Below are 26524 nucleotides of genomic sequence, written 5' to 3'. Positions count from 1 at the left end.
CGCAGGTCGCAGCGCCGTGCTCGCCACCATGCATCGCAAGGAAGATGCGATCGCCCCGGCCCTGAACACGACACTTGGTCTTGTCGTCGTACCCGCGTCCGGTCTCGATACCGATCAGCTCGGGACGTTCTCCGGCGAAATCGCCCGACAGGGGACGATGCTCGAGGTCGCGGTGCGCAAGGCGAGGCTGGGCATGCAGGGCGCCGGATTACCGCTGGGGCTCGCCAGCGAAGGCTCGTTCGGTCCCCATCCGGCGATCCCGTTCTTCGCGGCTGGCATGGAACTCCTGGTGTTCGTCGATGACGAGAGGGGGATCGTCGTCAGTGAAAGCCTGATCGCCGACGCGACCAACTTCGGCCACCTCGTTGTCGCGCCTGGCGACGCCCTTGACCCGTTTCTCGAACGGGTTGGCTTCCCGAGCCACGCCTTGATCGTGCGGGCAAATGAGGGTTCGGTGACAGCCGCTCTCGCCAAAGGCATCACCGACCGGGAAAGCCTCGCGCGCGCGATCGCGACGGCCGCTGCCGAATCCTCGGATCGCCGCGCGCGTCTGGAAACCGACATGCGCGCCCACCTCAATCCGACGCGGATGAATAGCCTCGCGGCGCTGGCGGATCGTCTCGCTCGCCGGCTCGCGACACCATGTCCTGCGTGTGCCGCGCCCGGTTTCGGCCGTACGGGATCGCGCGTCGGCTTGACGTGCGAGGCGTGCGGTACGCCCACCGAGATGGTCCTCGCCGAGGAATATGGTTGTTCCGCGTGCGGTTGTCGTGAGGAGCGGCCTCGGTCCGACGGGTTGATCCGTGCGCCGGCGCAGTATTGTCCGGAGTGCAATCCATGAGGCACCGGGGCGCTTATCCCGCTTCGAGACCGACGTCGCGTCGGGGTGCTGCTCGGAGGGGTCAGTGGCGCAAAGGGCGGACCTGGTGGCCAGCTTTGGTCACGCCCGCCGAGGCCCGAACCGCTCCGCCGATCTCGGTGGTGGACTGTCCCTCGTGACAGACGGTCTGCGAGCTCACGACGCTGCGCTGGAGCGACTGCGCGCGCTGCACCCGCAGCTGATCGATCTTTCGCTCGTTCGCATGGAACGTCTCTGTGCGAAGCTCGGATGCCCTGAGCGTCGCCTGCCACCCGTGATTCATGTCGCGGGGACCAACGGCAAAGGGTCGACCATCGCGTTCCTGCGCGCCATCGTCGAGTCTGGCGGCTTGCGCACGCACGTCTATACCTCACCGCACCTCGTCCGTTTCGCGGAGCGGATACGGCTGGCCGGGGAACTGATTTCTGAGGATCATCTGGCTGAGGTGCTGGCGCGGATTGAAACGGCGAACGAGGGTGAGCCGATCACATTCTTCGAGATCACGACGGCGGCGGCGTTGCTGGCGTTCGCGGAGACGCCCGCCGATCTCTGCCTGGTAGAGGTGGGTCTGGGCGGGCGTTATGACGCAACCAACGTCATCGAGCGTCCGGCGATCACGGCGATCACGGCCGTCGCGCTCGACCATTGTGAGTTTCTCGGAGAAGGGATCGCCGAGATCGCGGGGGAGAAGGCCGGCATCATCAAACCCGGAGTTCCCTGCGTTTCCGCTCGCCAGGTCGAAAGCGCCTCGGTCGTGATCAGGCAAGCGGCCGAGAGCGCACGAGCGCCGCTTATGCTGGCTGGCCGGGATTTCGATTCATGGGCGGAAGGCGGCCGCATCCGCTATCAGGACGCTGCCGGAGTCATGGACTTGCCCCAGGGTCGTTTGATTGGCGCGCATCAGGTCGCCAATGCCGGGCTCGCGGTCGCCGTGGCCCGCAAGTTCGGCCTGCTGGACCCAGCCTTGGCTGAGGGGATGAGATGCGCCTCGTGGCCCGCCCGGATGCAGTCCTTGACGGCAGGCCCGCTGGCCGGACGAGCGTTAGCGCGAGGCGCCGATCTCTGGCTCGACGGCGCCCATAATCCTCACGCGTTCAGATCGCTGGCCCGATCGCTTCGCGACCTGAGAGCGAGCGATGGGCGGCCGTTGGCGGTCATTCTCGGCGTCCTCGCCAACAAAGACCTTGAAGGCATCTTCGCGGCGTTGTGTCCGATCCGTCCCCTAAAGCTGCTCGTGGTGGCATTTGATGCGAGCGCGGCGGCCGATCCGGCGATCCTGTTGGACGTGGCGCGGCGTGCGGGGCTTTACGCGGAGGCTCGGCCGGATGTCTCAACGGCTCTCGATGCGGCGCTTTCGGACGACGGGCCGCCGCCGCATGTGGTCATCTGCGGTTCGCTCTATCTCGCCGGAGAGGTCTTGGCGCTGGATTCAGAAACCTGGCCAAATTGAAAAGCTGACGGCGTCATAGGCAGAACCCGAACTAAGCGACGGTATCACTTTCCGTTTGCCGCCCGCATGAGCAACTCCCCGAGCAAGGGATTCGGAAAGCGGCGTTTCTGGGTGATCGCGTAGAACGTCTCGCTGAGGTTCGGGACGGGACAGACCTCCACGAGCAGGCCGGCAGCGAGCTCGTCGCGCACCACGATTGGCGGCACGAGCGCCAGTCCGTCGCTGTCGCGAGCCAGTAGCCGCAACATCGCCATGTCGTCCACTTCGGCAAATATAATCGGGCGCACACCGGCGAGTTCGAGGATCCGGTCGAACCCGATGCGGATCTCGCTGTCGAGACTCGGTAACAGGATGGGTTGCGACCGCAGGTCTTCCGGGAAGCGGAACGCGACCGGTTCGGCGCGCGGGCGCCTTACCAGTGCGACCGGCTGCTGAGCGAGCAGATGGCTGCGAAGATCGGACCGCGCGTCGTGCTGCGGCGCGCTGTTGGCGAGCACGACATCGATCATATGCGCCTCAAGCTGGGCGAGGAGATCGCGCATGGTCCCTGAGCGGATGATCAGCTCGACGTCGGTCCGGCCCACGAGTGGGCTCAGGAACTCCAGCTGGAAGTTTCGCGAGAGCGTCGTCAACGCGCCCACTCGGAATGCTTGGCGCCGATCCACCGGCCGCCCTTTCATCGTGCTCACCAGCTCGTCGCCGGCCTGGAAGACGGTGTCTGCATAGTCGAGGGCGATCCGACCGGCCTCCGTGAGCACGAGGCGTTTTCCGGCTCGGTCGAACAGCGGATGGCCAAGCTGCAGTTCGAGCTTGCCGAGCTGAACCGAGAGGGCCGATTGCGAAAGGTTGAGGCGGTCAGCGGCGCGAGTGAGGCTGCCCTCATGAGCGATCGCCCAGAAATAGCGCAGGTGGTGATAGTTGAGAGTGGCCATGGCTGAGGAGTTTATGAAACAGAACGATATGTTGCAATCTTTGTATTTTATCGAAGCGCGAGCGGGGTGGTAGATAAGACAGATTTGTTCACCGCCAACAAAAATGGTTTTGCCATGAGGTCACTGGCATGAAGTGTGGGCTCCGCGGTCTCTTCCTGGACTTCGATGGTACGATCGCGGAAACCGAGCGCATCGGGCAACGTGTCGCCTACAATCGCGCCTTTGCCGAATTGGGGCTCGACTGGTTTTGGGACGAGGCGCTGTATGGCGAACTTCTCGCTGTGGCCGGCGGCAAGGAACGCCTGCGCTTTTATCTCGAACGCCAACGGCCTGAGCTTCTCGATGACGCCGACACTTCCGCCCTGATCGCTGAGATCCATCGTGCGAAGATCCGGCACTTCGCCGAGATCGCTCCGGCGATTCCGCTTCGGCCAGGCCTGTTGCGGCTGGTGCGGGAGGCGGACGCCGCCGGCGTCATGGTCGCGATCGCGACGACAGCGTCTAAGCCTGGCGTCGAGGCGCTGTTAAGCCAAGACCTGCACTTACCCGCCATGATCAACCTGATCGCGGCCAACGAAGCGGTTGAGCGCAAGAAGCCCGAGCCCGATATCTATGTCTGGGCGCTCGCGCGCTTGGGGCTTGAGGCCGCCGACTGCGTCGCAATCGAGGATTCGAGTGTCGGCCTACGCGCGGCGCTGGCGGCTCATCTGCAAACAATCGTCACGGTGAGCGACTACACGACGCGGGAAGATTTTGCCGGCGCAACAGCTGTGCTCTCGAATCTGGGGGAGCCCAATGCACCCGCGCTTTCGTTGCACGGTGCCCGTCCAGAAGCCGGAATTGTTGACTTGGCGTTCTTGGAGGAGATCCTGAATGCCGCGGGCCGCCAAGCTGTAGTGTAAACGTCGGCACCGTCGGGCAAGTCGAGACGTCGTTGGAATCCGCAAGCCATCAACGAGAAGCCGCAAGAGCCGCGCGGCTCCATCACATCCTTCTCCGCCATTTCCTTCGCTCGACACGACCGAGCCGGAGCGGGCAACCCGTCACGGCTCGGCCCAAGCGAACCCGGGGGAGCGCCGGTCGCGGACTAGTCCCGCGCTACACAATCCGGCGGAATTGCTGAACCGTTGCCCTTTCCTACGGTCGGACCTGCATCCCGCTAGCGATGAAAGGCGGGCGGTTTGCCGGATCACAGTTTTACGAAAGAGAATGATCTCTTGTAATCTTTGTATTTTATCGAAAACGTCGCGCACGATATTGCAGGGGTAGCTACTTCTTGGAGGCACCCATGTCTGCATCGCTGCTATGGCTCCTTGGCCTCGGTCCACTCACCCTAACGGCCGTCGGCATGGCACCGGTGGCCACAGTCGCGCGGCAACGCATCGCCGGGACCGCCTTTGCGGCAGGTCCGGCGGCCGCCTTCGCGCTCGCATTAGCGCTGACGGCGGCAGTCGCTGTCGCGTTTCACGGACCGCTGACGACGGGTACGCTCGGCATCAGCGGCGTCGGGCTGGGGATCTATATCGATGCATTGAGCGTGATCATGTTCGCGCTCGTCGCCTTCGTCGGCCTGATCGTCATCCTCTATAGCCGCAACTATCTCGACGGCGATCCCGGGCAGGGCCGTTTCACCCGCTGGCTGTGCCTGACGCTGGCGGCGGTGCTGCTGCTAATCGTCTCGGGCAATCTTTTCCAGTTCGCGCTTGGGTGGATCGCAACCAGCCTCGGGCTCAACAAGTTGCTGTTGTTCTATCCCGAGCGGCAGGCGGCGGTGCTCGCGGCTCGCAAGAAATTCCTCGCCAGCCGCCTCGGCGATCTCTGCCTGATCGCCGCGATGGTGCTGCTGCACCAGGCGTTCGGCAGCCTCGACTATGCGGTCCTCTTCGCGGGCGCGGAGGCGATGCGCGTCGGCGGAGACATTCCGACTGCCATCCACGCGGTCGCGGTGCTGCTGGTCGTCGCCGCGCTGCTGAAGTCGGCACAGTTCCCGCTGCATGGCTGGCTCACCGAGGTCATGGAGACGCCGACGCCCGTGTCGGCGCTGCTCCATGCCGGTGTGATCAATGCCGGCGGCTTCCTCGTGCTGCGCTTCGCCGATGTCATCTCGCTCTCAGCGCCATCGATGGAAGTCCTGGTCATCGTCGGCGGCGCGACCGCGCTGTTCGGGTCGGTCGTCATGCTCACCCAGACCAGCGTCAAGGTTTCGCTGGCCTATTCGACCATCGCCCAGATGGGGTTCATGATGCTGCAATGCGGCCTCGGCGCGTTCGCCGCCGCGCTGCTGCACATCGTCGCCCACTCGCTCTACAAGGCGCACGCCTTCCTCTCGTCGGGCAGCGTGATTGACCTCGCGCGGGCGTCGTGGTCGCCGAGCCCGGGCGGCAAGCCGCACCCGGCCCGGATGGCGATGATCGTCGGTCTGGTGCTGGCGGCGGCGCTGGTCGTGGGCACGCTGTTCGGGGCGACGATCACCGCCCAGCCCGGTGTGTTCGCGCTCGGCGCGGTGGTGATGCTGGGTCTCGCTCACCTCATCACCCAGGCCTTCGACGAGCGGCCGAGCCTCTATGTGGTCGCCCGGACGGTCGCGCTCGCCGTCGTGGTGTCGCTCGCCTATTTCGGGCTGCAATGGGCGGTGGAGCATGTGCTCGCCGGGTCGCTGCCCCCGGTGCAGGCGCTGCGCGGCCCTCTCGACCTCGTCATCGTCGCCCTGGTCGTCCTCGCCTTTGCCGCCGTGACCGTCTTCCAGAGCGTCTTGCCGGGCAAGGCCGATGCCCCGCGCTGGCAGGCCATCTACGTCCATCTCGCCAACGGCCTCTATGTCAACACGCTCGCCAATCGGCTGGTGCTGCGGTTCTGGCCCAGCCCGCCGCCGCCCACTGCGATCGTTTCCTCGACTACTGTCAGCGGAGTTCCCTCATGAGCCATGTCGTCGCCGTCGCGTTCGACCCGCCAAGCCCGGCCTGTGATGTGGAGCCATCGATCAGCCGGCAACGGCCGGCGATCGACGCCGCCATCGACCGGGCGTGCAACAAGATCGCGCCGCTTTGGCCGCTCAAGCACTTCGTCGCGGTCAATCCGTTCTTAGGCTTCAGCGACCAGAGCTTTTCGGCGACGAGCGCAACGCTGCGCCGTGTCGCCGGCGTCGACATGCTGATGCCGCGCAATTTCTATCGCGAAGCGCTGGCGGCGGGACGGATCGAGGATCGCGATCTGGAGGCGGCGATCGCCGCGACGTCCGGTCATGCGGCGCCGGCGAGCGATGCCGCCGCGCTGCGCCAGTCGGCGACGCGAGAGCCAGTGACGAAGAGGCCAAAAGCGGTGGTTGCGACTGTCGCCGAAGTTCTCGACGGCCTGGCGGCGGGCGACCGTCAGGCCTCGCGCACGGCCTTCATGATCGACGAGATCTCGAAGTGGTGCGCGGCTTATTTCGACGAAGGTCAGGCGGCCTGGAAGCTGCCGTCGCGGGCGCTGCCGCCTTACGCCGCCTGGCGCGCGGCGATGCGGTTCGACCGCAACCCCGAGACGATGGGGATCAAGGGCTTCCGCAAGGCTGTCGCCGCCATGCCCGACGATCCGCGCGACGCGATCGTCGCGGTCGTCGGCGCGCTCGGCATCCCCGATCGCGCGGTCGAGGATTATCTGCACCGCGCGCTGATCGATATCGGCGGCTGGGCCGCCTATGCGCGCTACCGCGTCTGGGACAACGCGCTTTACGGGCGCGACGACGACACCCTGGTGCAGTTGCTGGCGATCCGGGTGGTGTGGGGCTATGCACTGTTCCTCGAACGCGCGGACCCCGCCTTCAGAATTGCGTGGTCGAAGGCGATGGCTGAGGCCACCGCGCTGCCGGAGGACGAGCGCCTTGGCGACGATCCGGAGCTGGTCATCGATCTGATGCTGCACGAAGCCTATGAGGCCGCGTATCAGCGTCAGTTACTGGCGCGGCTCGGGCAGCACCTCGCCTCCCCCGCGCCCTCGAAGGGCGCGCGCAAGGCGTTCCAGGCGGCGTTCTGCATCGACGTGCGCTCCGAGGTCTATCGGCGCGCGCTGGAGACCGTATGCCCCGAGGCCGAGACGATCGGCTTCGCCGGCTTCTTCGGCTTCCCGATCGAGTATGTGCCGATCGGCCGCGACACCGGCGGAGCGCAATGTCCGGTGCTGCTCAAGCCGGCCTTCGTCGTCTGCGAGGCGGTCGCCGGCGCTTCCGAGCCCGAGGAGGCGGAGATCCTCAATCGGCGCCTGCTGCGTCGTCGCGCCGCCAAGGCGTGGAAGGCGTTCAAGCTCTCGGCAGTGTCGTCCTTCACCTATGTCGAGACGGCGGGCTTGCTGTTCGCCGGCAAGCTCGTCGGCGACAGCGCGCGCCTGACCCGGACGGTCAGCGATCCCAACACCGATGGCCTCGACAAGAGCGTCATCGGTCGGATCGGTCCACGTCTGGAACCCCGTGCGGTGGGCGGCCGGCTGACCGGCTTCGACGACGCGCAGCGCGTCGCCATGGCCGAGGCCGTCTTGCGCGCCATGTCGATGACGAAAGACTTCGCGCGGCTGGTCCTGCTCACCGGGCACGGCAGCACGACCGTCAACAATCCCCATGCCTCGGGGCTCGATTGCGGCGCGTGCGGCGGCCACACCGGCGAAGCGAATGCCCGCGTCGCCGCAGCCATTCTCAACGATCCGGGCGTGCGCATAGGCCTCGCCGGCAAGGGGATCGACATCCCCGAGGACACCTGGTTCCTGGGCTGTCTGCACGACACCACGACGGATGAGGTCCGCATCTTCGACGCTGGCGATCTGCCCGCATCCCACGCCGCCGATCTCGCCGCACTGCGCGCGGCGCTCGCCAAGGCTTCCTCGCTGGCGCGCGCCGAGCGCGCGCTGGGGCTCGGGATCGACAACAAAACGGACGTCGATGATGCGGTGAAGGCGCGCAGCCGTGACTGGGCGCAGGTCCGTCCCGAATGGGGGCTGGCCGGCAACGCCGCCTTCATCGCCGCCCCGCGGGCGCGGACGCGCGGGCTCGATCTCGGGGGCCGCGCCTTCCTTCATGACTATGAGTGGCGCAAGGACGACGGGTTCGGCGTGCTCGAACTGATCATGACCGCGCCGATGGTCGTCGCGAGCTGGATCAACCTGCAATATTACGGCTCGACCGTGAACAACCGCGCCTTCGGGAGCGGCAACAAGGTGCTTCACAACGTCGTCGGGCAACTGGGTGTGCTTGAGGGCAATTCCGGCGACCTCAAGGTGGGATTGCCCTGGCAGTCGGTTCACGACGGCGAGCGCTTCGTGCACGAGCCGCTGCGGCTCAACGTTTTCATCGCAGCCCCCGAAGACGCGCTGAACGGCGTCATCGCGAAACACGCGGGCGTTCGCCATCTCGTCGACAACGGCTGGGTTCACCTCTTCCGGCTGGCCGACGATGGGCGGGTGATCCGCCGCTACGTCGGTGGGCTTCAATGGGAAGCCGCCGCATGACCGCACGGCTGTCGCACCTCGCTCGACTGGAATCGGAGGCGATCCACATCCTGCGCGAGGCCGTCGCCGACGCGCGCAAGCCGGTTATGCTGTTCTCGGCGGGCAAGGACTCGACCGTGCTCGCCCACCTCGCGTTGCGCGCCTTCTTTCCCGGCCGACCGCCGTTCCCGCTGCTCCATATCGACTCGACCTGGGAGTTCCGGTCGCTGCTCGACTTCCGCGACGCCTTCGCGCGCGAGCATGGGTTCAAGCTGATCGTCCATGCCAATGAGGACGGTCGCGCTGCCGGTCTCAACCCGTTCGATCATGGCGACCGCTATACGCTGGAGATGCGCACCGAGCCGCTCAAGGCCGCTCTCGACCAGGGCGGCTATGACATCATCTTCGGCGGGGCGCGCCGCGACGAGGAGAAATCACGGGCCAAGGAGCGCGTGTTTTCCGTTCGGAGCGCCGGCCATGTCTGGGAACCCCGCCAACAGCGTCCCGAGCTCTGGAATCTCTACAACACGCGGCTCGGCAAGGATCAGTCGGCGCGGGTGTTCCCGCTGTCGAACTGGACCGAAACTGACGTCTGGACGTATGCGCTCGTCTACGACATCGCGCTGGCGCCGCTTTATTTCGCGGCGCCCAGGCCCGTCGTGGAGAGGGGCGGGGGACTGATCGTCGTCGATGACGAACCCCGCATGCGACTGCGGGCCGGCGAAACCGTCGACACGAAGACCGTGCGCTTTCGGACGCTTGGCTGCTGGCCGGTGACGGCGGCGGTCGAATCCGACGCGACGGACCTCCGCTCCGTAGTCCAGGAGACTTTGGCTGCCAAGGGATCGGAACGTCAGGGCCGGATCAGCGACGGAGAGGATGGCGGCTCGCTCGAACAGAAGAAGCGGGAGGGGTATTTCTAAACATGCCCGCCGCCTCGCGCCCCTACGACGATGAACTGGCGGTGCTCGCGACGATGCACGCCAAGGAGCGGGTGATAGCGCCGCTGCTGGAGCGAGCGCTCGGTCTGCGTGTCAAGGTAAGCAACGGCATCGACACCGACCGGTTCGGAACCTTCAGCCGGGACGTCGAGCGGACAGGCTCGCAGCTCGATGCCGCGCGGGCCAAGATCACGGCGGCGTTCGCGGAATCGCCCGACGCCAGGGTCGCGCTCGCAAGTGAAGGCAGCTTTGGCCCGCACCCTTACATCCCGTTCGCGCCGCTCGCCCGCGAGATCGTCGTGCTCGCCGATCGCGCCCGCGGGCTTGAGCTCATCGGTCGTCATGCGGGCCTGAACACCAACTTCAGTCACGCGGTTGTTTCGGACGTGGCGGCGGCGCGCGCATTCGCCGAGCGGGTCCAGTTCCCCGCTCACGGCGTGATCGTCATCGGATGTACCGAGGGTCAGCCGGCACCTCAGCGCGCGCTGATCAAAGATATCGGCAGCGCGGCGGAACTCGACAACGCGGTGACGCAGGTGGTCGGCGTATGTGGTGCGGCCTTCGTCGAAACCGACATGCGCGCCCATCGAAACCCGAACCGCATGCGCGCCATCAAAGCCGCTGCCATCGATCTGGTCCGCCGGTATCGCAGCCAGTGCCCGGTGTGCTTGGCACCCGGGTTCGCCGTTACCGAGCGGCTTTCCGGTCTGCCCTGTTCGTGGTGCGGCGGGCCAACCTTGGCGATGCGGGCGGACGTGCTTTCGTGCGCAGCCTGCGGTCACCGGATCGAGCGCCCGGTTGCAGCGACAACGGCGGATCCAGGTCAATGCGGCGATTGCAACCCGTGACTGTCAGGTAAGCGAGGAGGTTCACATGGCAGAAGGAGGAAAGCGCCGCGACGGCCCAGAAGATGCCGATTCGATGATTGAATGGGTTTTGGCGAACCCTCGCATGAGCCTGTGGCTCAAGAACGCCCTGCGGAGCGCCCTTGACCAAGACCCCTTCGATGTTCTCAACGACCTCGAAATATTGAAACACCTGTCGGCGGCACGATGCCGATCGGCGCTGAACTCCTATTATGCTGAACACGACTGCGGCGCCGTCGAGTCCGTCAATAAGGACTGACAGTGCACGCGGGCTACGGGCGCAACAGCTAAAGAAGCTGACTAAACACCTTTGACGATTCCTTTTCACCGCTTGAAGGAAAGTGCTTTATGTTTGAACCGTCGCGGCGCATGCTCGGGGTAAGCGCTTTGTCTGCGTTGGCTATTCCCGCATTTTCGTGGGCGGGCGAGACTGCGGCCATCAGGTCAGCTACACGCGCTTTCGAACTGACATTTCTGAAGGCTCAGGATGGCGACACCACGTCGCTTGCGCGCTTCATCACGCTCAATTGGTTCGAGATGGACCGGATTGCGGTCGAGCGCGGAATTATCACCGAGTACCGCATGCTCATATCGAACGAGGCGGACCAGCCTTGGGACGTACTCGTCATCGTCGGGTATCCCTCGGAGGCGGGATACTCCGGCGTCACCGCGGAATTCGAGGCAATCAGGACAGCCCACGCGACCGCGACTGTCGATGGCAAGACGCTTGGCCAGCTTGGCGCGATCGTGAGTAGTCGGCGGCTGATCCCGGGATGAGCACGCACACAGACACAGCGACGACCTCAAGCCAACGTGGCGATCTCAAGACGCGATCGGTTATGCGTCGGACCTCATCGAAGGTGTGAGCCTGCGCCTCGCGAGATGAATGGAGGCGACATAAGGATGGAGCTTCGACACCTTCGCTACATGGTTGCGGCCGCCGAGCGGGGGAGCTTCCGGCGGGCGGCAAAAGCCATGGGGGTCCACGAGTCCGCCATCAGTCGCCGCGTGCGTGACCTTGAGGATGAGATCGGCGCGGCACTGTTTGTCCGCCATCACGGGGGCGTTCAACTCACCCATGCAGGCAGTCAGTTTCTCATCCGTGCGCGCAAGGCCCTAAGGCATATTGGTCATGCAGCGATGGATGCTGGATCGCACGGGCGTGGAGAGGCTGGAGCTGTTCGGATCGGCATATTTTCTTCTCTTGCTTCCGGATTCCTCGCTGACTTGCTTCGCGCCTTCATCGCGGCACATCCGGCCATCCGACCCGATCTTGTCGAAGGCGGCCCGTCTGCGCACATCAACGCTGTTCAGCGTCATGACCTCGACGTGGCATTCCTCACTGGCCAACCGAGTGCGGAGGGCTGTGATCTGGCACAACTATGGACGGAACGGGTTTATGTGGCGATCCCGGATGGTGATGAGTTGTCGAAGAAGCCGGTTATTTCGTGGGCGGCCCTTTACGAGCGACATTTCATCATCAGCGACACCGATCCCGGACCTGAAATCCATGACTATCTGGTCAAGCACCTCGCTGACCTCGGGCGTCATCCGAGCATCGAAAGCTATCGCGTCGGCCGAGATAATCTGATGCACCTCGTGGCCCTTGGGCGAGGTCTGACTTTGACAAGCGAAGCGACCATAGCGACGCGCTTCCCCGGTGTTGTTTACCGGCCGCTATCGGACGATCTCCTCACGTTCTGCGCCGTGTGGTCTCCCCGGAACGACAATCCGGCCTTGAGACGATTGCTCAGCCTCGCCAAGTCGCTTTCAGCGACCCAAAGGATCACCAGGTCACCCATCGAGGCCTAAGACTTGCGCTTCCAGGACGAAGTCGTCGAATGCGGTTCATCTACCTGTTGTCCGACGCGCTTTTGCGAATGCTCGATCGGTCGCCATGAACCGCTCGATCATCGGTGAAATCAGCTTGATCGGATCACCGACAGGCCGACCCGTCTCGCGCGCGAGCACCTCGGCGTAGGCGACCAGGTTCCGATGGACCGTCGCCGGCAGTTCGATCGACACCTTAGTCGGCTTGTCGTCGTCGAGGGCTCCCAGCTTTAACTTTGCCATGGTCAACCTCCATAGGGTTCGAGGACAAGGTCGCGGGTTACGATGACCCGCACGGGGAATCCCGGTCGGATCGTAAGCGTCGGCGCGACGTTGAGCTGACGACGAACGATCTGCTGGCCGGTATCATTAATGGTGTCCTGACCGCCGTTGCGGATTGCCTGAATCAAGCGATCTTCATCGTTGGTGGCGAGTTCGGCGCCCAGGCTGAGGAGGGTGGACAGACCGGCGGCTTTGGCCAGATCCCACCAGTGGTAGTCCACGCCGTCCTGTAGCCCGGCATAACCCTCAGCGTCCGCTCCGGGCTGGCGCTCCAGCACGATCGAGCGACCGTTCGGGAAGATCAGGCGGTTCCAGACGAGCAGCACCCGGCTCTGCCCAAACCCGACATTGTTGTCGTACTGACCGACGATGCGTGTGCCCTGAGGCACAAGCAGAATCCGGCCGGTCGGACTGTCGTAGACGTTCTCGGTCACCTGGGCGGTGATCTGGCCGGGAAGATCGGAGCGGATGCCGGTGATGAGCGCGGCGGAGATGATGGTGCCCGCCTGCAGGACGTTTGGCGACGCTGGCGCGGCAATACGATCCGGGGCGACGGTGCGCCGATCGGCGGCGGCATTCAGGAAGGCGAGCTGCCGATCCTGAGCGGTGGGCGTGGCGGGCTGTGGCGCGAGGCCGAGGCTGCTGAGATCAGGCGCCGGTGGGGGCGTGGCAGCGGCAGTGCCGGGTGCCGGCGATGACAGCGGACGGCCCTCCGTACCGGCAAAGAGCTTGGCGGTGCGGGCGGTCTCGATCTCCTGGAGACGCCGCTGCTCCTCGGCGCTGAGGCCGGGGTTCGGTGTGGCGATGCCGGGCGCCGGCACCGGTTGGCCGCGGTTCTGCGCGTCCAGGATGGGTCGACCGAGATCGCCGGGGAGCGGCGGTCCCAGCTGCGGTACCCGACTGTAGTCGCGCGGGAGGCCGGCCAAGCCGTCCGCGGTCGAGCGGTTGTCGATCGAATAGAGCTCCTCGGCGGTTTTGCCGCCGTCGCGGGTCTGAAGCGCGTAGATCAGCGCGCTGCCGAGCCCGACGCTCGCGACCAGCCCGATGCCGGCGAGCACCTTGCGTGACAGCCGCGTCACCCGCGGCGCTTCGGCGCGCAGGCGCATGGTCGAGGCAGCTTCCTGGGCGGCCCCTGTCAGCGGAGCCGCCTCGTCGTCTTTCGGGGCCTGCGGCTCGCTCACGATGTCGGCCTCCCGTCGGTGCGGGTGATCCGCACGCGCCTCTGGCGATCGCCGGCGCCGAAGCGCAGCTCGGCGGCCGCGAACAGGCGATCGACAATCATGTAGTTACTACGGACGCGGTAGTTCACGAGTTCGGAGGTGTCGCCCTCCGGGCCGACCACGAACAGCGGCGGCATCTCTCCCTGGGCGATGCCCCGCGGGAACTCGATGAAGACCTGCCGCCCGTCGTCATAGGCGCGGAGCGGCCGCCACGGCGCGCGGTCGCCCTCGATGGCGTAGCGGAAGTTGATGTTGGCGAGGTCGACGCCGGTGGCGACCGGCCGCGCCGCCTCGGCCTGCGCGTTCTGGCGGCGGAGCGCGATCAGCTGATCCTGCGGATACTGCCAGGAGACCGAGGCCATATAGGTCCGCTCGGTGGAGCGCAGCTCCATATGGTAGGTGCGCAGGTTGGTGTTGATGACGAGGTTCGTCATCAGATCGGCGCGGGTCGGCTTCACCAGGATATGGACTTGGGTGGTCGCGCCGGAGCCGCTCTGGGTGTCGCCGATGATCCAGCGCACCGTGTCGCCGGCGGCGACCGGCCCTGCGCCGACGAGCTGTTCGCCGGGCTGGAGCGCGATGTCGGTGATCTGGCCGACGGCGGTATAGACTTGATAGAGCGCGCCCTGCGTCCACGGATAGACCTGCATGGCGTTGATGAAGCCGTCGCGCACCGGCTGCACCCGCGCGGCCGCATTGGCCTGGTTGATCCGCGCGGCGGGATCGGTCGGTTCAGGGGGCCGGCGGCGTTCCTCGACCGGTTTCATCTGGCCGGGCAGCGGCAACGGCCGTGGCAGCTCCACCACCTGGACCGGCGCGGGTGGATCGACCGTCTGTACCGCGGGCGCGGCATCATCATAGGAGATCTCGGGCGGCTTTTGCGCGGTGGCGCAGCCGGCGAGCGGGGTTGCTGAGAGCAGCAAAGCCGCGAATGTGGACGTGCGGAAAGCCGGGTTTCCGGCTCTACGGAAAGACGGCTTCATTGCCCAAGCTCCCGTGACCAGTTGATGGCGTTGACGTAGATGCCGAGCGGGTTGGCGCGCAGCCGGTCGGCATTGCGCGGGACCTGCACGACGATGGTGAGGATGGCGGTCCAGCGGCTCGTCTCGGCGAGCTGGCCGTTCTCGTAGCGCCGCTCGGTCCAGGCGACGCGGAATGAGTCCGGCGACGCCCGGATCACGCTCGAGACGTCGATCGCGATTTGGATCCGCCCGACCTTGGCGAAGGGGTCGTTCGAGCGTGCATAGTCGTTGAGCGCCGCGGCGCCGCGATCGGTGGTGAAATCGTAGGCGCGCAGCCAATTCTGGCGGACGATGATCGGGTCGGCGGGGATCGTGCGGACCTGCTCGATGAAGCGCGCGAGATGGAAGGCGATCTGGGGATCGGTGGGCCGGTAGTCCGCGACCGCGGGCGCGATCGCCTGCGCCTGGCCGAGCCGGTCGACCTGCACTACCCAGGGCACGACCGTGCCGCGCGCCGATTGCCAGACAAGCGCGGCGGCGAACCCGGCAGACAGGATCAGCGAGCCGAAGGCCATCAGCCGCCAGTTCTTGGCCTGGACGCGGGCGCCGCCGATCCGGTCATCCCAGACCTGGGCGGCGCGCTGATAGGGCGTCTCGGGCTCGGGGGTCTTGCCGTAGTGCGTGGAAGGTCTTTTGAACATCAACGGTCGCTTTCGGAGAGGTTGATGGAGGCGCCGCCGCCATGGCTGTCGCCGCTGCGCACCGCGTGCGCGGCGGCCGTCACGCCGTGGCTGAGGGCTTGGGAGCGTTTCATGCGGCGGGCCCAGGCGGGCGGCGCGTCGCTGGCCGCCGACGAGGCTGCGTCCGTCGCGCCGCCGCCGATCGAGCCCATGGTCGACGAACCGCCCGTCGCCTCGAACGCGGTCTTGCCGCCCTCGGAGAAGCTCGACTTCATGCTGGCGGCGGCGCGGCGAAGCGGCGAGGTCGCCGCACTCCCGGCGGCGCGGGCGACGCCGCCGAGGCCGGAGGCCACGCCGGCCGCGCCCGACTGACCGGCCGCACCGAGGCTGTAGGCGGTGGACGCGCCGCCCGCCATCGCGGCGCCGCCGCGCGCGGCGGCGGCCGCGCCGCCGGCCACGGCTCCGACACCACCGGCGGCCAGACCGGCCGCGGCGCCGCCGGCGGCGATCATGCCGCCTGCCGCGAGCCCGGTCCCGACCGCGGCGCCGGCGCCGAGCTGCGGACCGCCGGACACCAGCCCGTTGGCGATGCCGGGCCCGAAGATGCCGAGGCCGAGCAGCGACAGTGCGGCGAGCACGATGGCCATGGCCTCGTCGATGGTCGGATTGGCGCCGCCGAAACCGGCCGTGAACTCGGAGAACAGCGTCGAGCCGATGCCGATGATGACGGCGAGCACCAGGACCTTGATGCCCGACGAGATGACGTTGCCGAGCACCCGCTCGGCCATGAAGGCGCTCTTGCCGAACAGGCCGAAGGGGATAAGCACGAAGCCGGCGAGCGTCGTCAGCTTGAACTCGATCAAGGTGACGAAGAGCTGGATGGCGAGGATGAAGAAGGCGAGCAGCACCAGCGCCCAGGCGAGGAACATGCAGGCGATCTGGATGAAATTCTCGAAGAACGACCAGTAGCCCATCAGGCTGGAGATCGAGTCGAGCAGCGGTCGACCGGCATCCAGCCCGGTCTGCGCGACCTTGCCGGGGCGCAGCAGATCGGCGGTAGTGAAACCGGTGCCGGAGGCCTTCAGGCCGAGGCCGGCGAAGCTTTCGAAGACGATCCGCGCGAGGTTGTTCCAGTTGCCGATGATGTAGGCGAACACGCCGACGAACAGGGTCTTCTTGACCAGGCGCGCCATGATGTCGTCGTCGGCGCCCCAGCTCCAGAACAGGGCGGCGAGCGTTACGTCGATGACGATCAGCGTGGTCGCGATAAACGCGACCTCGCCCCCGAGCAGGCCGAACCCGCTGTCGATGTAGCGGGTGAAGACCTCGAGGAAATGGTCGATGACGCCGGTGCCGCCCATGATGCTATCGGGCCTCGTCCAGCTGCGGCGCCATTTCCTTGCGGATCGGATCATCCGGCATGGAGCGAATTCCAGCCGCGTCGGGCGGCGTCGGCGGAACCTCGGTGGCCGGGGTGGTGCGCACGCCCGGCCGCGCGCCGGGAGCAAGGAACCGCTCGCGGCTTTCCGCCCAGGCGGTGAGGCAGGCCGGATCGCGGGGACCGGCTTCGCCGAGGCGCTGGCACCGGATCAGCTCCGCGCGCAGTGGGTCGGTCGCCGCCGCGACGGCGGCGCGCGCGAACGTTGCCCCCGGTTCTTCCTCTTTCCGGGTCATCTCGATCGCCGTCGCGGTGATTGCGACCGCGACGAAGACGATGGCGCCCACCCGTGCGAAAAGCTTGCCGTCCATGAGCTCGCCCTCAGTTGCCGCTTGGGAACATCCGGGCGTTGCCGGGTTGATAGCCGACGCCGGGGGTCAGGAACCGTCGGCGCTGCTCGCGGCCCTGTTCGGCGGCCGCCGCGCGTTCGGCTTCCGAGAGCGATTGCGCGCGGCCGTTGGCGGCGACGACGGCGGTGAGATCGGCGAGCTGTTGCGCCTGGAGTGCGAGGAGCTGGTTTCCGGCCTGGGTCGCCTGCAACGCGCCGGTGGCGCCCTGGCTCTGGCCGACCAGCGCCGACATCTGCGTGCGGTTGGTGTCGATATTGCCGACGACGCCCGCCTGCACCCGCATTGCGTCCTGCAAACCGCCGACCGTGTTCTGCCAGCGCTCGCGGGCTTGCGCGACGAGCTGGGCGTCAGACGCGGAGAGTGAGGCGTTGCCGTAGGTCGACTGGAAGGCGCGGTCGACCTGCTGGACGTCGAAGGCGATGTTTTGCGCCTGATTCAGGAGCTGCTGGGTCCGCTGCACGGACTGTTGAAGCTGCTGCAACGAGGAGTAGGGGAGGCTGGCCAGATTGCGCGCCTGATTGATCAGCGATTGCGCTTCGTTCTGCAGTGAGGTGATCTGGTTGTTGATCTGCTGCAGCGCGCGCGCCGCCTGAAGGACGTTCTGGGCGTAGTTGGTCGGATCGTAGACCACCCACTGCGCAGCGGCCGGGGTGGTGAGGACCGGCGACAACGCGACGGGCACGGCGAAGATGCTGGCGGCCAAAAGGGCCGCGCGCGAGCGACGAAGGATCATGGTCGGGTCTCCAGGTTGGTGAGGCCGGGGATCAGGTCGGCGGCCCAGCCGACGCCGCGCAGGCGCAGCCATTCGGCGAGGAAGGCGTCGCGGCCGTGCTCGGCGAGGACGCGCTCGATGGCGGCCTGGTCGGTCTTGGAAGACGCGGCGCAGAGCGCCAGCGCGACCTCGCCGAGGCCGAGCTCGAACAGCCGGTTGCCGCGGCGGGACTGGCAGTAATAGTCGCGCTTGGGCATGGCCCGGGCGAGGATCTCGATCTGCCGGTCGTTGAGGCCGAAGCGCCGGTAGATCGCGGTGATCTGCGGCTCGATTGCCCGCTCGTTCGGCAGGAGCAGCCGGGTCTGGCAGCTCTCGATGATGGCGGGCGCGATGGCCGATCCATCGATGTCCGACAGCGACTGCGTGGCGAATACGACCGAGGCGTTCTTCTTCCGGAGCGTCTTCAGCCATTCCCGAAGCTGGCCGGCGAATCCCTTGTCATCGAGCGCCAGCCAGCCTTCGTCGACGATCAGCAAGGTCGGGCTGCCGTCGAGGCGGTCCTCGATGCGGTGGAACAGATAGGCGAGCACGGCCGGCGCCGCGCCGGTGCCGATCAGGCCTTCAGTCTCGAACGCCTGCACCGATGCTTGCCCGAGATGCTCGCTTTCGGCATCGAGCAGGCGACCATAGGCGCCGCCGATGCAGTAGGGTCGGAGCGCCTGCTTGAGGTCGTTCGATTGCAAGAGGACGGCGAGCCCGGTAAGCGTGCGCTCGACCACTGGCGCGCTCGCCAGCGAGGTCAAGGCCGTCCAGAGATGTTCCTTCACCTCGGGCGAGATGGTCACGCCCTCGCGCATCAGGATGGCGACGATCCAGTCGGCGGCCCAGGCGCGCTCGGGCACCTCGTGGATGCGGGCGAGCGGCTGCAACGACACGCTGTCGGCCGCGGCTTCGGTCAAGCTGCCTCCCAGATCGTGCCAGTCGCCACCACAAGCGAGCGCGGCCGCACGGATCGAGCCGCCGAAGTCGAAGGCGAAGACCTGCGAACCGGGGTATCGCCGGAACTGCAGCGCCATCAGCGCCAGCAGGACGGACTTGCCGGCTCCGGTCGGGCCGACCACCAGGGTGTGGCCGACGTCGCCGACGTGAAGGGAAAACCGGAACGGGGTGGAGCCTTCGGTCTTGCCGAACAGCAAGGGGGGCGCACCGAAATGCTCATCCCGTTCCGGCCCCGCCCACACCGCTGACAGGGGGATCATGTGGGCAAGGTTGAGTGTCGAGATTGGCGGCTGCCGGACGTTGGCGTAGACGTGGCCCGGCAGGGAGCCGAGCCAGGCATCGACGGCGTTGACCGTCTCAGGCATCGCCGTGAAGTCGCGACCCTGAATGACCTTCTCGACCAGGCGCAGCTTCTCTGCCGCGACGCGCGGATCGGCGTCCCAGACGGCGACGGTCGCCGTCACATAGGCCTGGCCGGTGTAGTCGGCGCCGAGCTCCTGCAGCGCGAGATCGGCATCGGCCGCCTTGTTGGCGGCATCGGTGTCGACCAGCACGGAGGCCTCGTTGGTCATCACCTCCTTCAGGATCGCGGCGATCGACTTGCGCTTGGAGAACCATTGCCGCCGGATCTTTGTCAGCAGCTTGGTGGCGTCGGTCTTGTCGAGCAGCACCGCGCGCGTCGACCAGCGATAGGGGAAGGCGAGGCGGTTGAGATCGTCGAGCAGGCCGGGCGTCGTCGCGGTCGGGAAGCCGACGATGGTGAGCACGCGCAGATGGGCCTCGCCGAGTCGCGGCTCGAGGCCGCCGGTCAGCGGCTGGTCCGCCAGCAGCGCGTCGAGATACATCGGCGTCTCGGGCACGCGCACGCGGTGGCGTTTGGTCGAGACGGTCGAATGTAGGTAGGTGAGCGTCTCGCCATCATCGAGCCAGGCGCACTCGGGCATGAAGCTCTCGACGAGCTGGAGCACGCGGTTGGTGCGATCGACGAAGCCGCGCAACGCCTCCCAGGCGTCAACGCCCTTATCGGCCTTGCCTTCGTAGAGCCAGCTCTCGGCGCGCGCAGCGTCTTCGGCCGGGGGCAGGAAGACGAAGGTGACGAAGTAGCTCGACTCGAAGTGCGAGGCGTCTTCCTCGAAGTCGGCCTGGCGCTCAGCGTCAACCAGCGCGGACGCGGCCTCGGGAAAGCGGCTTGCTGGATAGGCGCCGACGCCGTGCCGCTGCGCCTCGACGAAGATCGCCCAGCCGGAACCCAGCCGACGGAAGGCGTTGTTGAGCCGGCCGGCGACGGCGACCAGCTCGGCCGGCACCGCGGAGTCGAGATCGGGCCCGCGAAAGCGAGCGGTGCGCTGGAAGCTGCCGTCCTTGTTGAGGACAACGCCTTCGCCGACCAGCGCCGCCCAGGGCAGGAAATCGGCGAGGCGGGTCGAGGTCCGGCGATATTCGGCGAGGTTCATCATCGGCCGGCCTCAGACGTTCAGGAAAACGGGGAGGCGCAGGTGGCGGCGCACCACGTCGACGAACTGCGGATCGCGCTTGGCCGCCCAGACGGCGGCAAGGTGCCCTACCGCCCAGAGGCCCAAGCCCACCAGCCAGAGGCGCAATCCGAGGCCGAGCGCCGCCGCCAGCGTGCCATTGAGGATGGCGATCGAGCGCGGCGCGCCGCCAAGCAGGATGTGCTCCGTCAAGGCGCGGTGCACCGGGACGCTGAAGCCAGGCACTTCGCCGGCGCTGTCGGCAAGGCCCGTCATCAAACGAGCGCCCCGCCGCCGAAGGAGAAGAACGACAGGAAGAAGCTCGAGGCCGCGAACGCGATCGAGAGGCCGAAGACGATCTGGATCAGCCTGCGGAAGCCGCCGCTGGTGTCGCCGAACGCGAGCGTCAGGCCGGTGACGATGATGATGATCACCGCGATGATCTTGGCGACCGGTCCTTCGATGGACTGCAGGATCTGATTGAGCGGTTGCTCCCACGGCATGGACGAGCCGGAGGCGTGGGCGGCCGGCGCGAACGCAACGCTGAAAAGCGCGAGACTGACCGCCGTTGTGAGGCGGCGACGTAGGGCCAAGGACCGGCGGATCATGCGGGATCTCCTGAGGGGGGCTGGGTTGCGGGGGTTACGTGGTAGTCGCCGTCGGGACGGAGGCCCTCGATCCGGGCGAGTTCGGCCAGGCGGCGATTGGACCCGCGGCCGCTCAGCACCGCGACCAGATCGATCGTCTCGGCGATCAGGGCGCGCGGGACGGTGACGACGGCTTCCTGGATGAGCTGCTCGAGGCGGCGTAGCGCGCCTAGCGCGGTGCCGGCGTGGATTGTGCCGACGCCGCCAGGGTGGCCGGTGCCCCAGGCCTTCAAGAGGTCGAGCGCCTCGGACCCGCGCACCTCACCGATGGGGATACGGTCTGGGCGCAGGCGCAGCGACGAGCGGACCAGCTCAGAGAGGGTGGCGACGCCATCCTTGGTGCGCATCGCGACCAGGTTTGGGGCCGCGCATTGCAGCTCGCGCGTGTCCTCGATCAGGACGACGCGGTCGGCGGTCTTTGAGATCTCGGCGAGCAAGGCGTTGGTGAGCGTGGTCTTGCCGGTCGAGGTGCCGCCGGCCACGAGGATGTTGCGCCGATCGGCCACGGCGCGACGAAGGACGTCGGCCTGATCCGCCGACATGATCGCGGACGCGACGTAGTCCTGCAGCGTAAAGACCGCGACGGCGGGCTTGCGGATCGCGAAGGCCGGCGCCGCCACGACGGGCGGCAACAGCCCCTCGAACCGCTCTCCGGTTTCGGGCAGCTCGGCCGAGACGCGTGGTGCGCCGGCATGAACCTCGGCGCCGACGTGATGCGCCACCAGGCGCACGATACGCTCGCCGTCGGCGGCGGACAGGCACTCTCCCGTATCAGACAGCCCCTCGGACAGGCGGTCGATCCAGAGCCGCCCGTCGGGGTTGAGCATCACCTCGACGACTGTGGGGTCTTCCAGGAATCCGGCGATGGCGGGGCCGAGCGCGGTGCGCAACATGCGCGCGCCGCGTAAGCTCGCCTCGGATCGCTGGTGAGAAGCCGCCATGTCGTCCCCGTTCGTGAAAGGACCGCGGACGAGCGGCCCTGGATCGGGGATGAGTAGAAGAGGCAGAAATGTGGGCGCGGCAACAAGGGAATGCGTTCGTAGAACCGTAGCGTAGAAATACAGGGAAAAGGCGGACCTGCGGAATAGCTTGCGATCCTTCGCCGGTCAGCGTGCCCAACTTTGGAAATCGTCCAATGGCGCTAAAGAGATATCTCGAATGTGCTGTAGCTCTCGAACCCCGTACTCGATCACTTCCGCGATCATATCGCAGAGAGCTTCTGGGCACTCTCATGGCCAGGATCGCTTGTAAGAAAGACCGTCTGCGATTGGGTGCGAATACGTCGGAATCGGATAGATCGCGCGCAGTACCACGCGACCTTACGTCGCGCGCGGACGCGCGTCGGACATCCTTCTCAATTTCGAAGTCGACGATGTTGACACCGTGCATGGCCAGGTTGTTGCCGACGGGATCCCTATTCTCCTGTCCTTGCGCGATGAGGACTTCGGCCAGCGCCACTTCATCACCAGCGACCCCAACGGGGTGCTGATCGACATCATCAAGCCGATCCCGGCCAGCGCGGAGTTCGCAGCTAGCTATGTTACTGGGGTTTCGCCGAGGTAGCGAAATCGACCGCGGACAAAGCCTTGCGCAGCTCCAGGCTGCCGGGAACGCGACGGAAGCCAATCGAGGCGTTGAGCCGAAGCGCCGCGGTATTGGCGTCGAGGTTCGTTGTCCGCATCGTCGTGATGCCCGACATTTGCGCCGCAGCGATCAGGCGCAGCTTGAGCGCGAGGCCGACATGCATGCTGCGCCAGTCGGGCAACACGCCAGTGAAGTAGGAATAGATCTCCTGGCCCAAAGCGTGACCGATGGTGAGGCCGACGGGTCTGCCGTTAAACCGGGCAACAACGACCCATTCCGGTCGCGAGGCCGGAGTCTCGCGCAGTACCGAAAAACAGCGCGCCAACGTCCATGACGGGAGGTCTCGCATGTCGGGCGCATCGGCGATGAGGGTCTGCAACAGCATCGCCACCGCCTTCCACTGCGCCTCGCTGGCTCCGGTCATGTCCGAGAGCGTCACCCCCGCGGGCACTGCCGACTGACCGTCGAAGGTCCGAAGGTCGAGCAGACTGTCGCAACGCAGCGCGTGGCGCTGAAACCCGCGTGCCTCGGCCCAGGCCTGCGGACCGGATGCTGCCTCAGGTATCGTGGCGACAAGCCCCCGAAAACCGCGCCCGATGGCTTCGCTCTCCACAAGGCCGAGCATGGTGCTGCCTCTCCCCCGGCCGCGATGATCGGGATCGACAGCGACCTGCACGGCAAGATGATCAGATGGCGCATAGGGCGAGTTGGCGATCTGCCCGAAGGCAACGGCCCGGTCATTGTCGTAACCAAGCCAGCGCAGACGCAGATCGCCCGCCGGCCATCGTGCCTCGCGGTCCAGGAACTCGGGCAGGCTGATCGGCGTGAGCCGAAGCAGGTTCATCAGGCGCAATGCGTCTTCGGCGCGATCCATCGTGAAGGGCACGATCCTCACCTTGGCGTCTCCGCAGGTATCTCAACGCCATCGACGAAGATCCGTCCGCTTGGGGCAAGCGCCGCGCGAATTCGCGGCCAGGCGCGAGCGCCGGCCGCGGGATGACGGCCGTCGAGCGCGCCGACGCGGACCGCCACGACAAGATCGAACGGCGCCTCGCCGGGTCCCATCACGAAATCCTCGGCCGCCACCGTTCGGAATGACAGACGGCCGGCAGCGATCTGCTCCTTGGAGCCTGCGATGGCCTGCGCGACGGCCCGGTCTGACCGGTCGATCCCGAGCACATACCCGCTGCCGATCGCCGACGACATGGCGCGCGTCAGCGCTCCGGGACCGCATCCCACCTCGAGCACGCGTATACAGGGCGAGAGAGGCAGGGCTTCGAGGATCGCCTTCAGACGTTGGGACAGCCGTTCAGTCACTTTTCTCCTCCGGACAGGCTCGGGGGCTTCGACGGGTTTGGTGCGACGACGTCGTCCGTGTCGTTTGGTTTCATCATGACCTTCGCTCCGCCGGATGGAAGACACCTTTCCATATGGCTAGGTATCTTGACGAGCACTGTGCCAAGTCAATAGATAGCCATATGGCTAACCTTGATTCGATTTTCCACGGACTCGCTGATCCCACCCGCCGTGCGGTGATCGCCCGGCTGGCGGCCGGCCCCGCGCCTGTCTCTGAGCTGGCCGCGCCGCATGACATGGCGCTGCCGAGCTTCCTCAAACACCTGAAGGTGCTGGAGGCGGGCGGATGGATTGAATCCGACAAGGCCGGCCGCATCCGTACCTGTCGGCTCAAGGCTGAAACGGCGAAAGCCGCCGAAGGCTGGCTGGGCCAGCAGCGGTCTCTTTGGGAGGCGCGTCTCGACCGCCTCGATGCATTTCTAGCGAATCTACCCGGTGAAGGAGAAAACAATGACGCATGATGCCAAACTCGATCTCGTGCTGGAGCGGACGGTCAGCGCCGCACCCGCCCAGCTCTGGCGCGCGTGGACGGAGCCCGACCTGCTCAAGCAATGGTTCGCACCGAAACCCTGGACGGTAGCGCGCGTCGCGATCGACCCCCGCGCCGGGGCAATCTTCTCGGTCGTGATGGCGTCGCCGGACGGCGCCGAAATGGATGAAACGCCAGGCTGCGTGCTGCTGGCAGAGCCTCGGAAGCGTCTGGTATGGACCGATGCGGTCGGGCCCGAGTTCCGTCCGAATTCCGAAACCTTCATGACCGCCGACATCACGATGGAGGCGGTGGAAGGCGGCACCCGCTATCGGGCACTGGTGCGCCACAAGTCAGACGCAGACCGTCAGAAGCATGAGGAGATGGGCTTCCATGATGGCTGGGGCACGTGCCTCAGCCAGCTCGAAGCCTTGGCCGGAGGGCTCTGATGACGGGCAACCCGATCAAGCACGGAAGCTTCACCATCGAACGGAATTACTCTGCGCCGCCGGCCAAGGTTTTCGCGGCGTTCGCGCAGGCCGACGCGCGGCGCAAGTGGCTGGTCTTCGCCGACGGCTGGACCATCCATGAGTATCGGCCAGCCGAACCGACCGTGGCAGGCGCCGTCGAGTTCAGCCGGTTCAGCCCCCCGGGAGCGGACGTCGTCCTCACGAACGCCACGACCTGGCTGCACGTAGATGAGGGCAACACGCTCATCTACGCCTACCACATGACACTGGAGGGGACGCCGCTGTCCTCTTCGCTCGTCACCATCAGCTTCAATTCCGATGGCGCCGGTACGCGTTTGGAGCTGACCGAACAGGGCGCCTACTTCGACGGCGACATCGCTGGCCGGGAAGCAGGTACGAGAGCGCTCCTCGATGAAGTGGAGAAGGTGCTTTGAAAGGAGGATCGCTGAACAGCCCGACGCAATCAGCGAACGGAGTGGTCGAATGATGCGTGCCAGCGATGAGGTCACGCTGGCCGGGATCATGACCGAAGCGGCGCAGCGTAAGGGGCTGCCCTTGATCGTCGCGGTTGATGGCAGAAGCGGTGTCGGCAAATCGACGTTGGCGAGGACGCTCGCCGAGCGGGTCGAGGCCTGCGTGATCGAGGGCGACGACTTTTATGCGGGCGGGATCGAGCTTCGGGCGGATAGCGCCGTAGCGCGCGCAGCGGCCTGCATCGATTGGACGAGACAACGATCGGTGCTCGAAGGCCTTGCGGCCGGCCGGGAGGCATGTTGGCGCGCCTTCGACTGGGACGCTTTCGATGGACGGCTGCGCGATGAGCCGACGCGGATCGGCCCAAGGCCGATCGTGATCCTGGAAGGGGTCTATGCGGCGCGCCCGGAACTGGCCGACCTGCTCGATCTGCGCGTCGCGCTCTTGGCGCCGGACGATGTGCGCTTGGCGCGGTTGGCCGCTCGGGAAGGAGCGATCGGACCTTGGGAGCGGCAGTGGCATGAAGCTGAGGATTTCTACTTCAAGAGCGTGATGCCCCCTGACGCGTTTGACGTGGCCATTAATCTCACCCCCTGAGCCCGAGCGTCGCAAACCTGGTCGCGTAGCCGAGGTGGTCCCGGCACCGATCAATTGCCGCCTGCAGGAACGTCCTCCGAGATTTCCTGTCGCAGCTTCGGGCCCTTGGCGAGTCGCCGGCCGAGGGCCGCGACGAACGCATCGTAGCGCTCGCCGGCCTGTGCGCGGGCGGCGGCTTGGGCCGGCTCAGGCAAGGGTGGATTGGTCGTAAGCCAGAAGCGCACGAAGACCGCCAGTGTCTCGACCGAGATACCGAGGTCGCGTTCCATGCGCGTCATGCGCCGATCGAGTTGATCGAGCCGCTTGGTCGTGGCCGCCTCCTGCCGCTCGGCGGCGTCGGGAGACAGGAAGGACGCGATGGCCGCCTCCGCGACGAGAGAGCGCGAATGATCCCGGCGCGCGGCATAATCCGCCAGCGCCTTCATGACCTCCGGGTCGAGGTAGACGGACACGCGCTGTTTTTTCGAGCTTGATGCCATC

General features: G+C 66.4%; 30 protein-coding genes. 15 read left to right on the top strand and 15 right to left on the bottom strand.

Annotation, left to right across the window (positions count from 1 at the left end):
- Positions 1-16 precede the first annotated feature (16 nt).
- Positions 17-841 carry a DUF6671 family protein gene (locus ACP7BY_RS02405; protein ID WP_033964971.1) on the top strand — a complete coding sequence of 275 codons (825 nt, stop codon included), beginning with the start codon at positions 17-19 and terminating at the stop codon, positions 839-841.
- An 85-nt stretch (positions 842-926) separates the two neighbouring features.
- Positions 927-2309 (top strand): bifunctional folylpolyglutamate synthase/dihydrofolate synthase, encoded by a 1383-nt coding sequence (locus ACP7BY_RS02400; protein ID WP_231565084.1) that lies wholly within the window; start codon positions 927-929, stop codon positions 2307-2309.
- Between the two features lie 44 nt (positions 2310-2353).
- On the opposite strand, the gene ACP7BY_RS02395 is transcribed toward ACP7BY_RS02400, so the two are convergent.
- A complete protein-coding gene (locus ACP7BY_RS02395) occupies positions 2354-3241 on the bottom strand; it encodes a LysR family transcriptional regulator (RefSeq protein ID WP_033964912.1) in 888 nt (295 codons plus the stop codon).
- Positions 3242-3369: 128 nt separating this feature from the next.
- Between ACP7BY_RS02395 and ACP7BY_RS02390 the strand changes: the two genes are divergently transcribed.
- From ACP7BY_RS02390 to ACP7BY_RS02355, 8 genes are all read left to right on the top strand, one after another.
- Complete coding sequence (locus tag ACP7BY_RS02390; RefSeq protein WP_033964911.1) at positions 3370-4143, top strand: HAD-IA family hydrolase; 774 nt, start codon at positions 3370-3372, stop codon at positions 4141-4143.
- Positions 4144-4529: 386 nt separating this feature from the next.
- Positions 4530-6161 carry an NADH-quinone oxidoreductase subunit L gene (locus ACP7BY_RS02385; RefSeq protein ID WP_033964910.1) on the top strand — a complete coding sequence of 544 codons (1632 nt, stop codon included), beginning with the start codon at positions 4530-4532 and terminating at the stop codon, positions 6159-6161.
- A complete protein-coding gene (locus ACP7BY_RS02380) occupies positions 6158-8716 on the top strand; it encodes a YbcC family protein (protein ID WP_137903035.1) in 2559 nt (852 codons plus the stop codon). The genes ACP7BY_RS02385 and ACP7BY_RS02380 overlap by 4 nt, the downstream gene beginning before the upstream one ends.
- Positions 8713-9618, top strand: a complete 906-nt coding sequence (gene cysD, locus ACP7BY_RS02375; RefSeq protein ID WP_033964970.1) for a sulfate adenylyltransferase subunit CysD — start codon at positions 8713-8715, stop codon at positions 9616-9618. Before ACP7BY_RS02380 ends, cysD begins: the two co-directional genes overlap by 4 nt.
- Before the next feature lie 2 nt (positions 9619-9620).
- Positions 9621-10484 (top strand): DUF6671 family protein, encoded by an 864-nt coding sequence (locus ACP7BY_RS02370; RefSeq protein ID WP_033964909.1) that lies wholly within the window; start codon positions 9621-9623, stop codon positions 10482-10484.
- Positions 10485-10509: 25 nt separating this feature from the next.
- Positions 10510-10761 carry a hypothetical protein gene (locus tag ACP7BY_RS02365; RefSeq protein ID WP_033964908.1) on the top strand — a complete coding sequence of 84 codons (252 nt, stop codon included), beginning with the start codon at positions 10510-10512 and terminating at the stop codon, positions 10759-10761.
- Between the two features lie 89 nt (positions 10762-10850).
- Positions 10851-11279 carry a hypothetical protein gene (locus tag ACP7BY_RS02360; protein WP_033964907.1) on the top strand — a complete coding sequence of 143 codons (429 nt, stop codon included), beginning with the start codon at positions 10851-10853 and terminating at the stop codon, positions 11277-11279.
- A 126-nt stretch (positions 11280-11405) separates the two neighbouring features.
- Positions 11406-12314 carry a LysR family transcriptional regulator gene (locus ACP7BY_RS02355; protein WP_081988714.1) on the top strand — a complete coding sequence of 303 codons (909 nt, stop codon included), beginning with the start codon at positions 11406-11408 and terminating at the stop codon, positions 12312-12314.
- A 36-nt stretch (positions 12315-12350) separates the two neighbouring features.
- On the opposite strand, the gene ACP7BY_RS02350 is transcribed toward ACP7BY_RS02355, so the two are convergent.
- The 11 genes from ACP7BY_RS02350 to trbB form a co-directional block, all read right to left on the bottom strand.
- Positions 12351-12575: a DUF2274 domain-containing protein gene (locus tag ACP7BY_RS02350; protein WP_033964904.1), complete on the bottom strand. Its 225-nt coding sequence runs from the start codon at positions 12573-12575 to the stop codon at positions 12351-12353.
- Positions 12576-12577: 2 nt separating this feature from the next.
- Entirely contained in the window at positions 12578-13720 is a 1143-nt protein-coding gene (locus ACP7BY_RS02345) for a TrbI/VirB10 family protein (protein WP_212742094.1), read from the bottom strand.
- 71 nt (positions 13721-13791) lie between these two features.
- On the bottom strand, positions 13792-14817 hold the full coding sequence (trbG, locus tag ACP7BY_RS02340) for a P-type conjugative transfer protein TrbG (RefSeq protein WP_052192340.1): 1026 nt from the start codon (positions 14815-14817) through the stop codon (positions 13792-13794).
- Positions 14814-15497, bottom strand: coding sequence for a conjugal transfer protein TrbF (gene trbF, locus ACP7BY_RS02335; RefSeq protein WP_033964902.1), 684 nt, complete (start codon positions 15495-15497; stop codon positions 14814-14816). The genes trbG and trbF overlap by 4 nt, the downstream gene beginning before the upstream one ends.
- The gene (trbL, locus tag ACP7BY_RS02330; protein ID WP_137903033.1) at positions 15497-16837 is read right to left on the bottom strand and encodes a P-type conjugative transfer protein TrbL; all 1341 of its coding nucleotides are present in this window, start codon (positions 16835-16837) and stop codon (positions 15497-15499) included. The genes trbF and trbL overlap by 1 nt, the downstream gene beginning before the upstream one ends.
- Positions 16838-16841: 4 nt before the next feature.
- The gene (gene trbK-alt, locus ACP7BY_RS02325) at positions 16842-17225 is read right to left on the bottom strand and encodes a putative entry exclusion protein TrbK-alt (protein WP_033965394.1); all 384 of its coding nucleotides are present in this window, start codon (positions 17223-17225) and stop codon (positions 16842-16844) included.
- Between the two features lie 10 nt (positions 17226-17235).
- Positions 17236-17997, bottom strand: a complete 762-nt coding sequence (gene trbJ, locus ACP7BY_RS02320) for a P-type conjugative transfer protein TrbJ (RefSeq protein WP_033965393.1) — start codon at positions 17995-17997, stop codon at positions 17236-17238.
- Positions 17994-20432, bottom strand: coding sequence for a conjugal transfer protein TrbE (trbE, locus tag ACP7BY_RS02315; RefSeq protein WP_137903032.1), 2439 nt, complete (start codon positions 20430-20432; stop codon positions 17994-17996). Before trbE ends, trbJ begins: the two co-directional genes overlap by 4 nt.
- Before the next feature lie 9 nt (positions 20433-20441).
- Positions 20442-20723: a VirB3 family type IV secretion system protein gene (locus ACP7BY_RS02310; protein ID WP_033965392.1), complete on the bottom strand. Its 282-nt coding sequence runs from the start codon at positions 20721-20723 to the stop codon at positions 20442-20444.
- Entirely contained in the window at positions 20723-21055 is a 333-nt protein-coding gene (locus ACP7BY_RS02305; protein ID WP_033965391.1) for a TrbC/VirB2 family protein, read from the bottom strand. The genes ACP7BY_RS02310 and ACP7BY_RS02305 overlap by 1 nt, the downstream gene beginning before the upstream one ends.
- Positions 21052-22035, bottom strand: coding sequence for a P-type conjugative transfer ATPase TrbB (trbB, locus tag ACP7BY_RS02300; protein ID WP_137900597.1), 984 nt, complete (start codon positions 22033-22035; stop codon positions 21052-21054). The genes ACP7BY_RS02305 and trbB overlap by 4 nt, the downstream gene beginning before the upstream one ends.
- Before the next feature lie 355 nt (positions 22036-22390).
- Here trbB and ACP7BY_RS02295 point away from each other — a divergent pair, with 355 nt between their 5' ends.
- Positions 22391-22657, top strand: a complete 267-nt coding sequence (locus tag ACP7BY_RS02295; protein ID WP_331386108.1) for a VOC family protein — start codon at positions 22391-22393, stop codon at positions 22655-22657.
- On the opposite strand, the gene ACP7BY_RS02290 is transcribed toward ACP7BY_RS02295, so the two are convergent.
- Positions 22635-23573, bottom strand: coding sequence for a GNAT family N-acetyltransferase (locus ACP7BY_RS02290; RefSeq protein ID WP_171010565.1), 939 nt, complete (start codon positions 23571-23573; stop codon positions 22635-22637). The genes ACP7BY_RS02295 and ACP7BY_RS02290 overlap by 23 nt on opposite strands.
- The gene (locus ACP7BY_RS02285; protein WP_033965387.1) at positions 23570-23995 is read right to left on the bottom strand and encodes an SAM-dependent methyltransferase; all 426 of its coding nucleotides are present in this window, start codon (positions 23993-23995) and stop codon (positions 23570-23572) included. Before ACP7BY_RS02285 ends, ACP7BY_RS02290 begins: the two co-directional genes overlap by 4 nt.
- Positions 23996-24156: 161 nt before the next feature.
- Here ACP7BY_RS02285 and ACP7BY_RS02280 point away from each other — a divergent pair, with 161 nt between their 5' ends.
- From ACP7BY_RS02280 to ACP7BY_RS02265, 4 genes are read left to right on the top strand one after another with little or no spacing between them, the layout of a single operon-like run.
- Positions 24157-24495, top strand: a complete 339-nt coding sequence (locus ACP7BY_RS02280; RefSeq protein WP_033965386.1) for an ArsR/SmtB family transcription factor — start codon at positions 24157-24159, stop codon at positions 24493-24495.
- Positions 24485-24952 (top strand): SRPBCC family protein, encoded by a 468-nt coding sequence (locus ACP7BY_RS02275; protein ID WP_033965385.1) that lies wholly within the window; start codon positions 24485-24487, stop codon positions 24950-24952. Before ACP7BY_RS02280 ends, ACP7BY_RS02275 begins: the two co-directional genes overlap by 11 nt.
- Positions 24952-25407 carry an SRPBCC domain-containing protein gene (locus tag ACP7BY_RS02270; RefSeq protein ID WP_033965384.1) on the top strand — a complete coding sequence of 152 codons (456 nt, stop codon included), beginning with the start codon at positions 24952-24954 and terminating at the stop codon, positions 25405-25407. The genes ACP7BY_RS02275 and ACP7BY_RS02270 overlap by 1 nt, the downstream gene beginning before the upstream one ends.
- Positions 25408-25456: 49 nt before the next feature.
- Positions 25457-26044 carry a uridine kinase family protein gene (locus ACP7BY_RS02265; protein WP_052192375.1) on the top strand — a complete coding sequence of 196 codons (588 nt, stop codon included), beginning with the start codon at positions 25457-25459 and terminating at the stop codon, positions 26042-26044.
- Between the two features lie 50 nt (positions 26045-26094).
- Here the strand turns inward: ACP7BY_RS02265 and ACP7BY_RS02260 are convergent, their stop codons facing one another.
- On the bottom strand, positions 26095-26523 hold the full coding sequence (locus ACP7BY_RS02260) for a ribbon-helix-helix protein, CopG family (protein ID WP_033965383.1): 429 nt from the start codon (positions 26521-26523) through the stop codon (positions 26095-26097).
- Position 26524 lies beyond the last annotated feature (1 nt).

It is taken from the genome of Sphingomonas sp. PSPC2-2 (assembly GCF_049897725.1).
Classification (GTDB): Bacteria; Pseudomonadota; Alphaproteobacteria; order Sphingomonadales; family Sphingomonadaceae; genus Sphingomonas.
The sequence above is the reverse complement of the archived record's forward strand: the minus strand, read 5'-3'. Positions and strand labels throughout refer to the sequence as shown.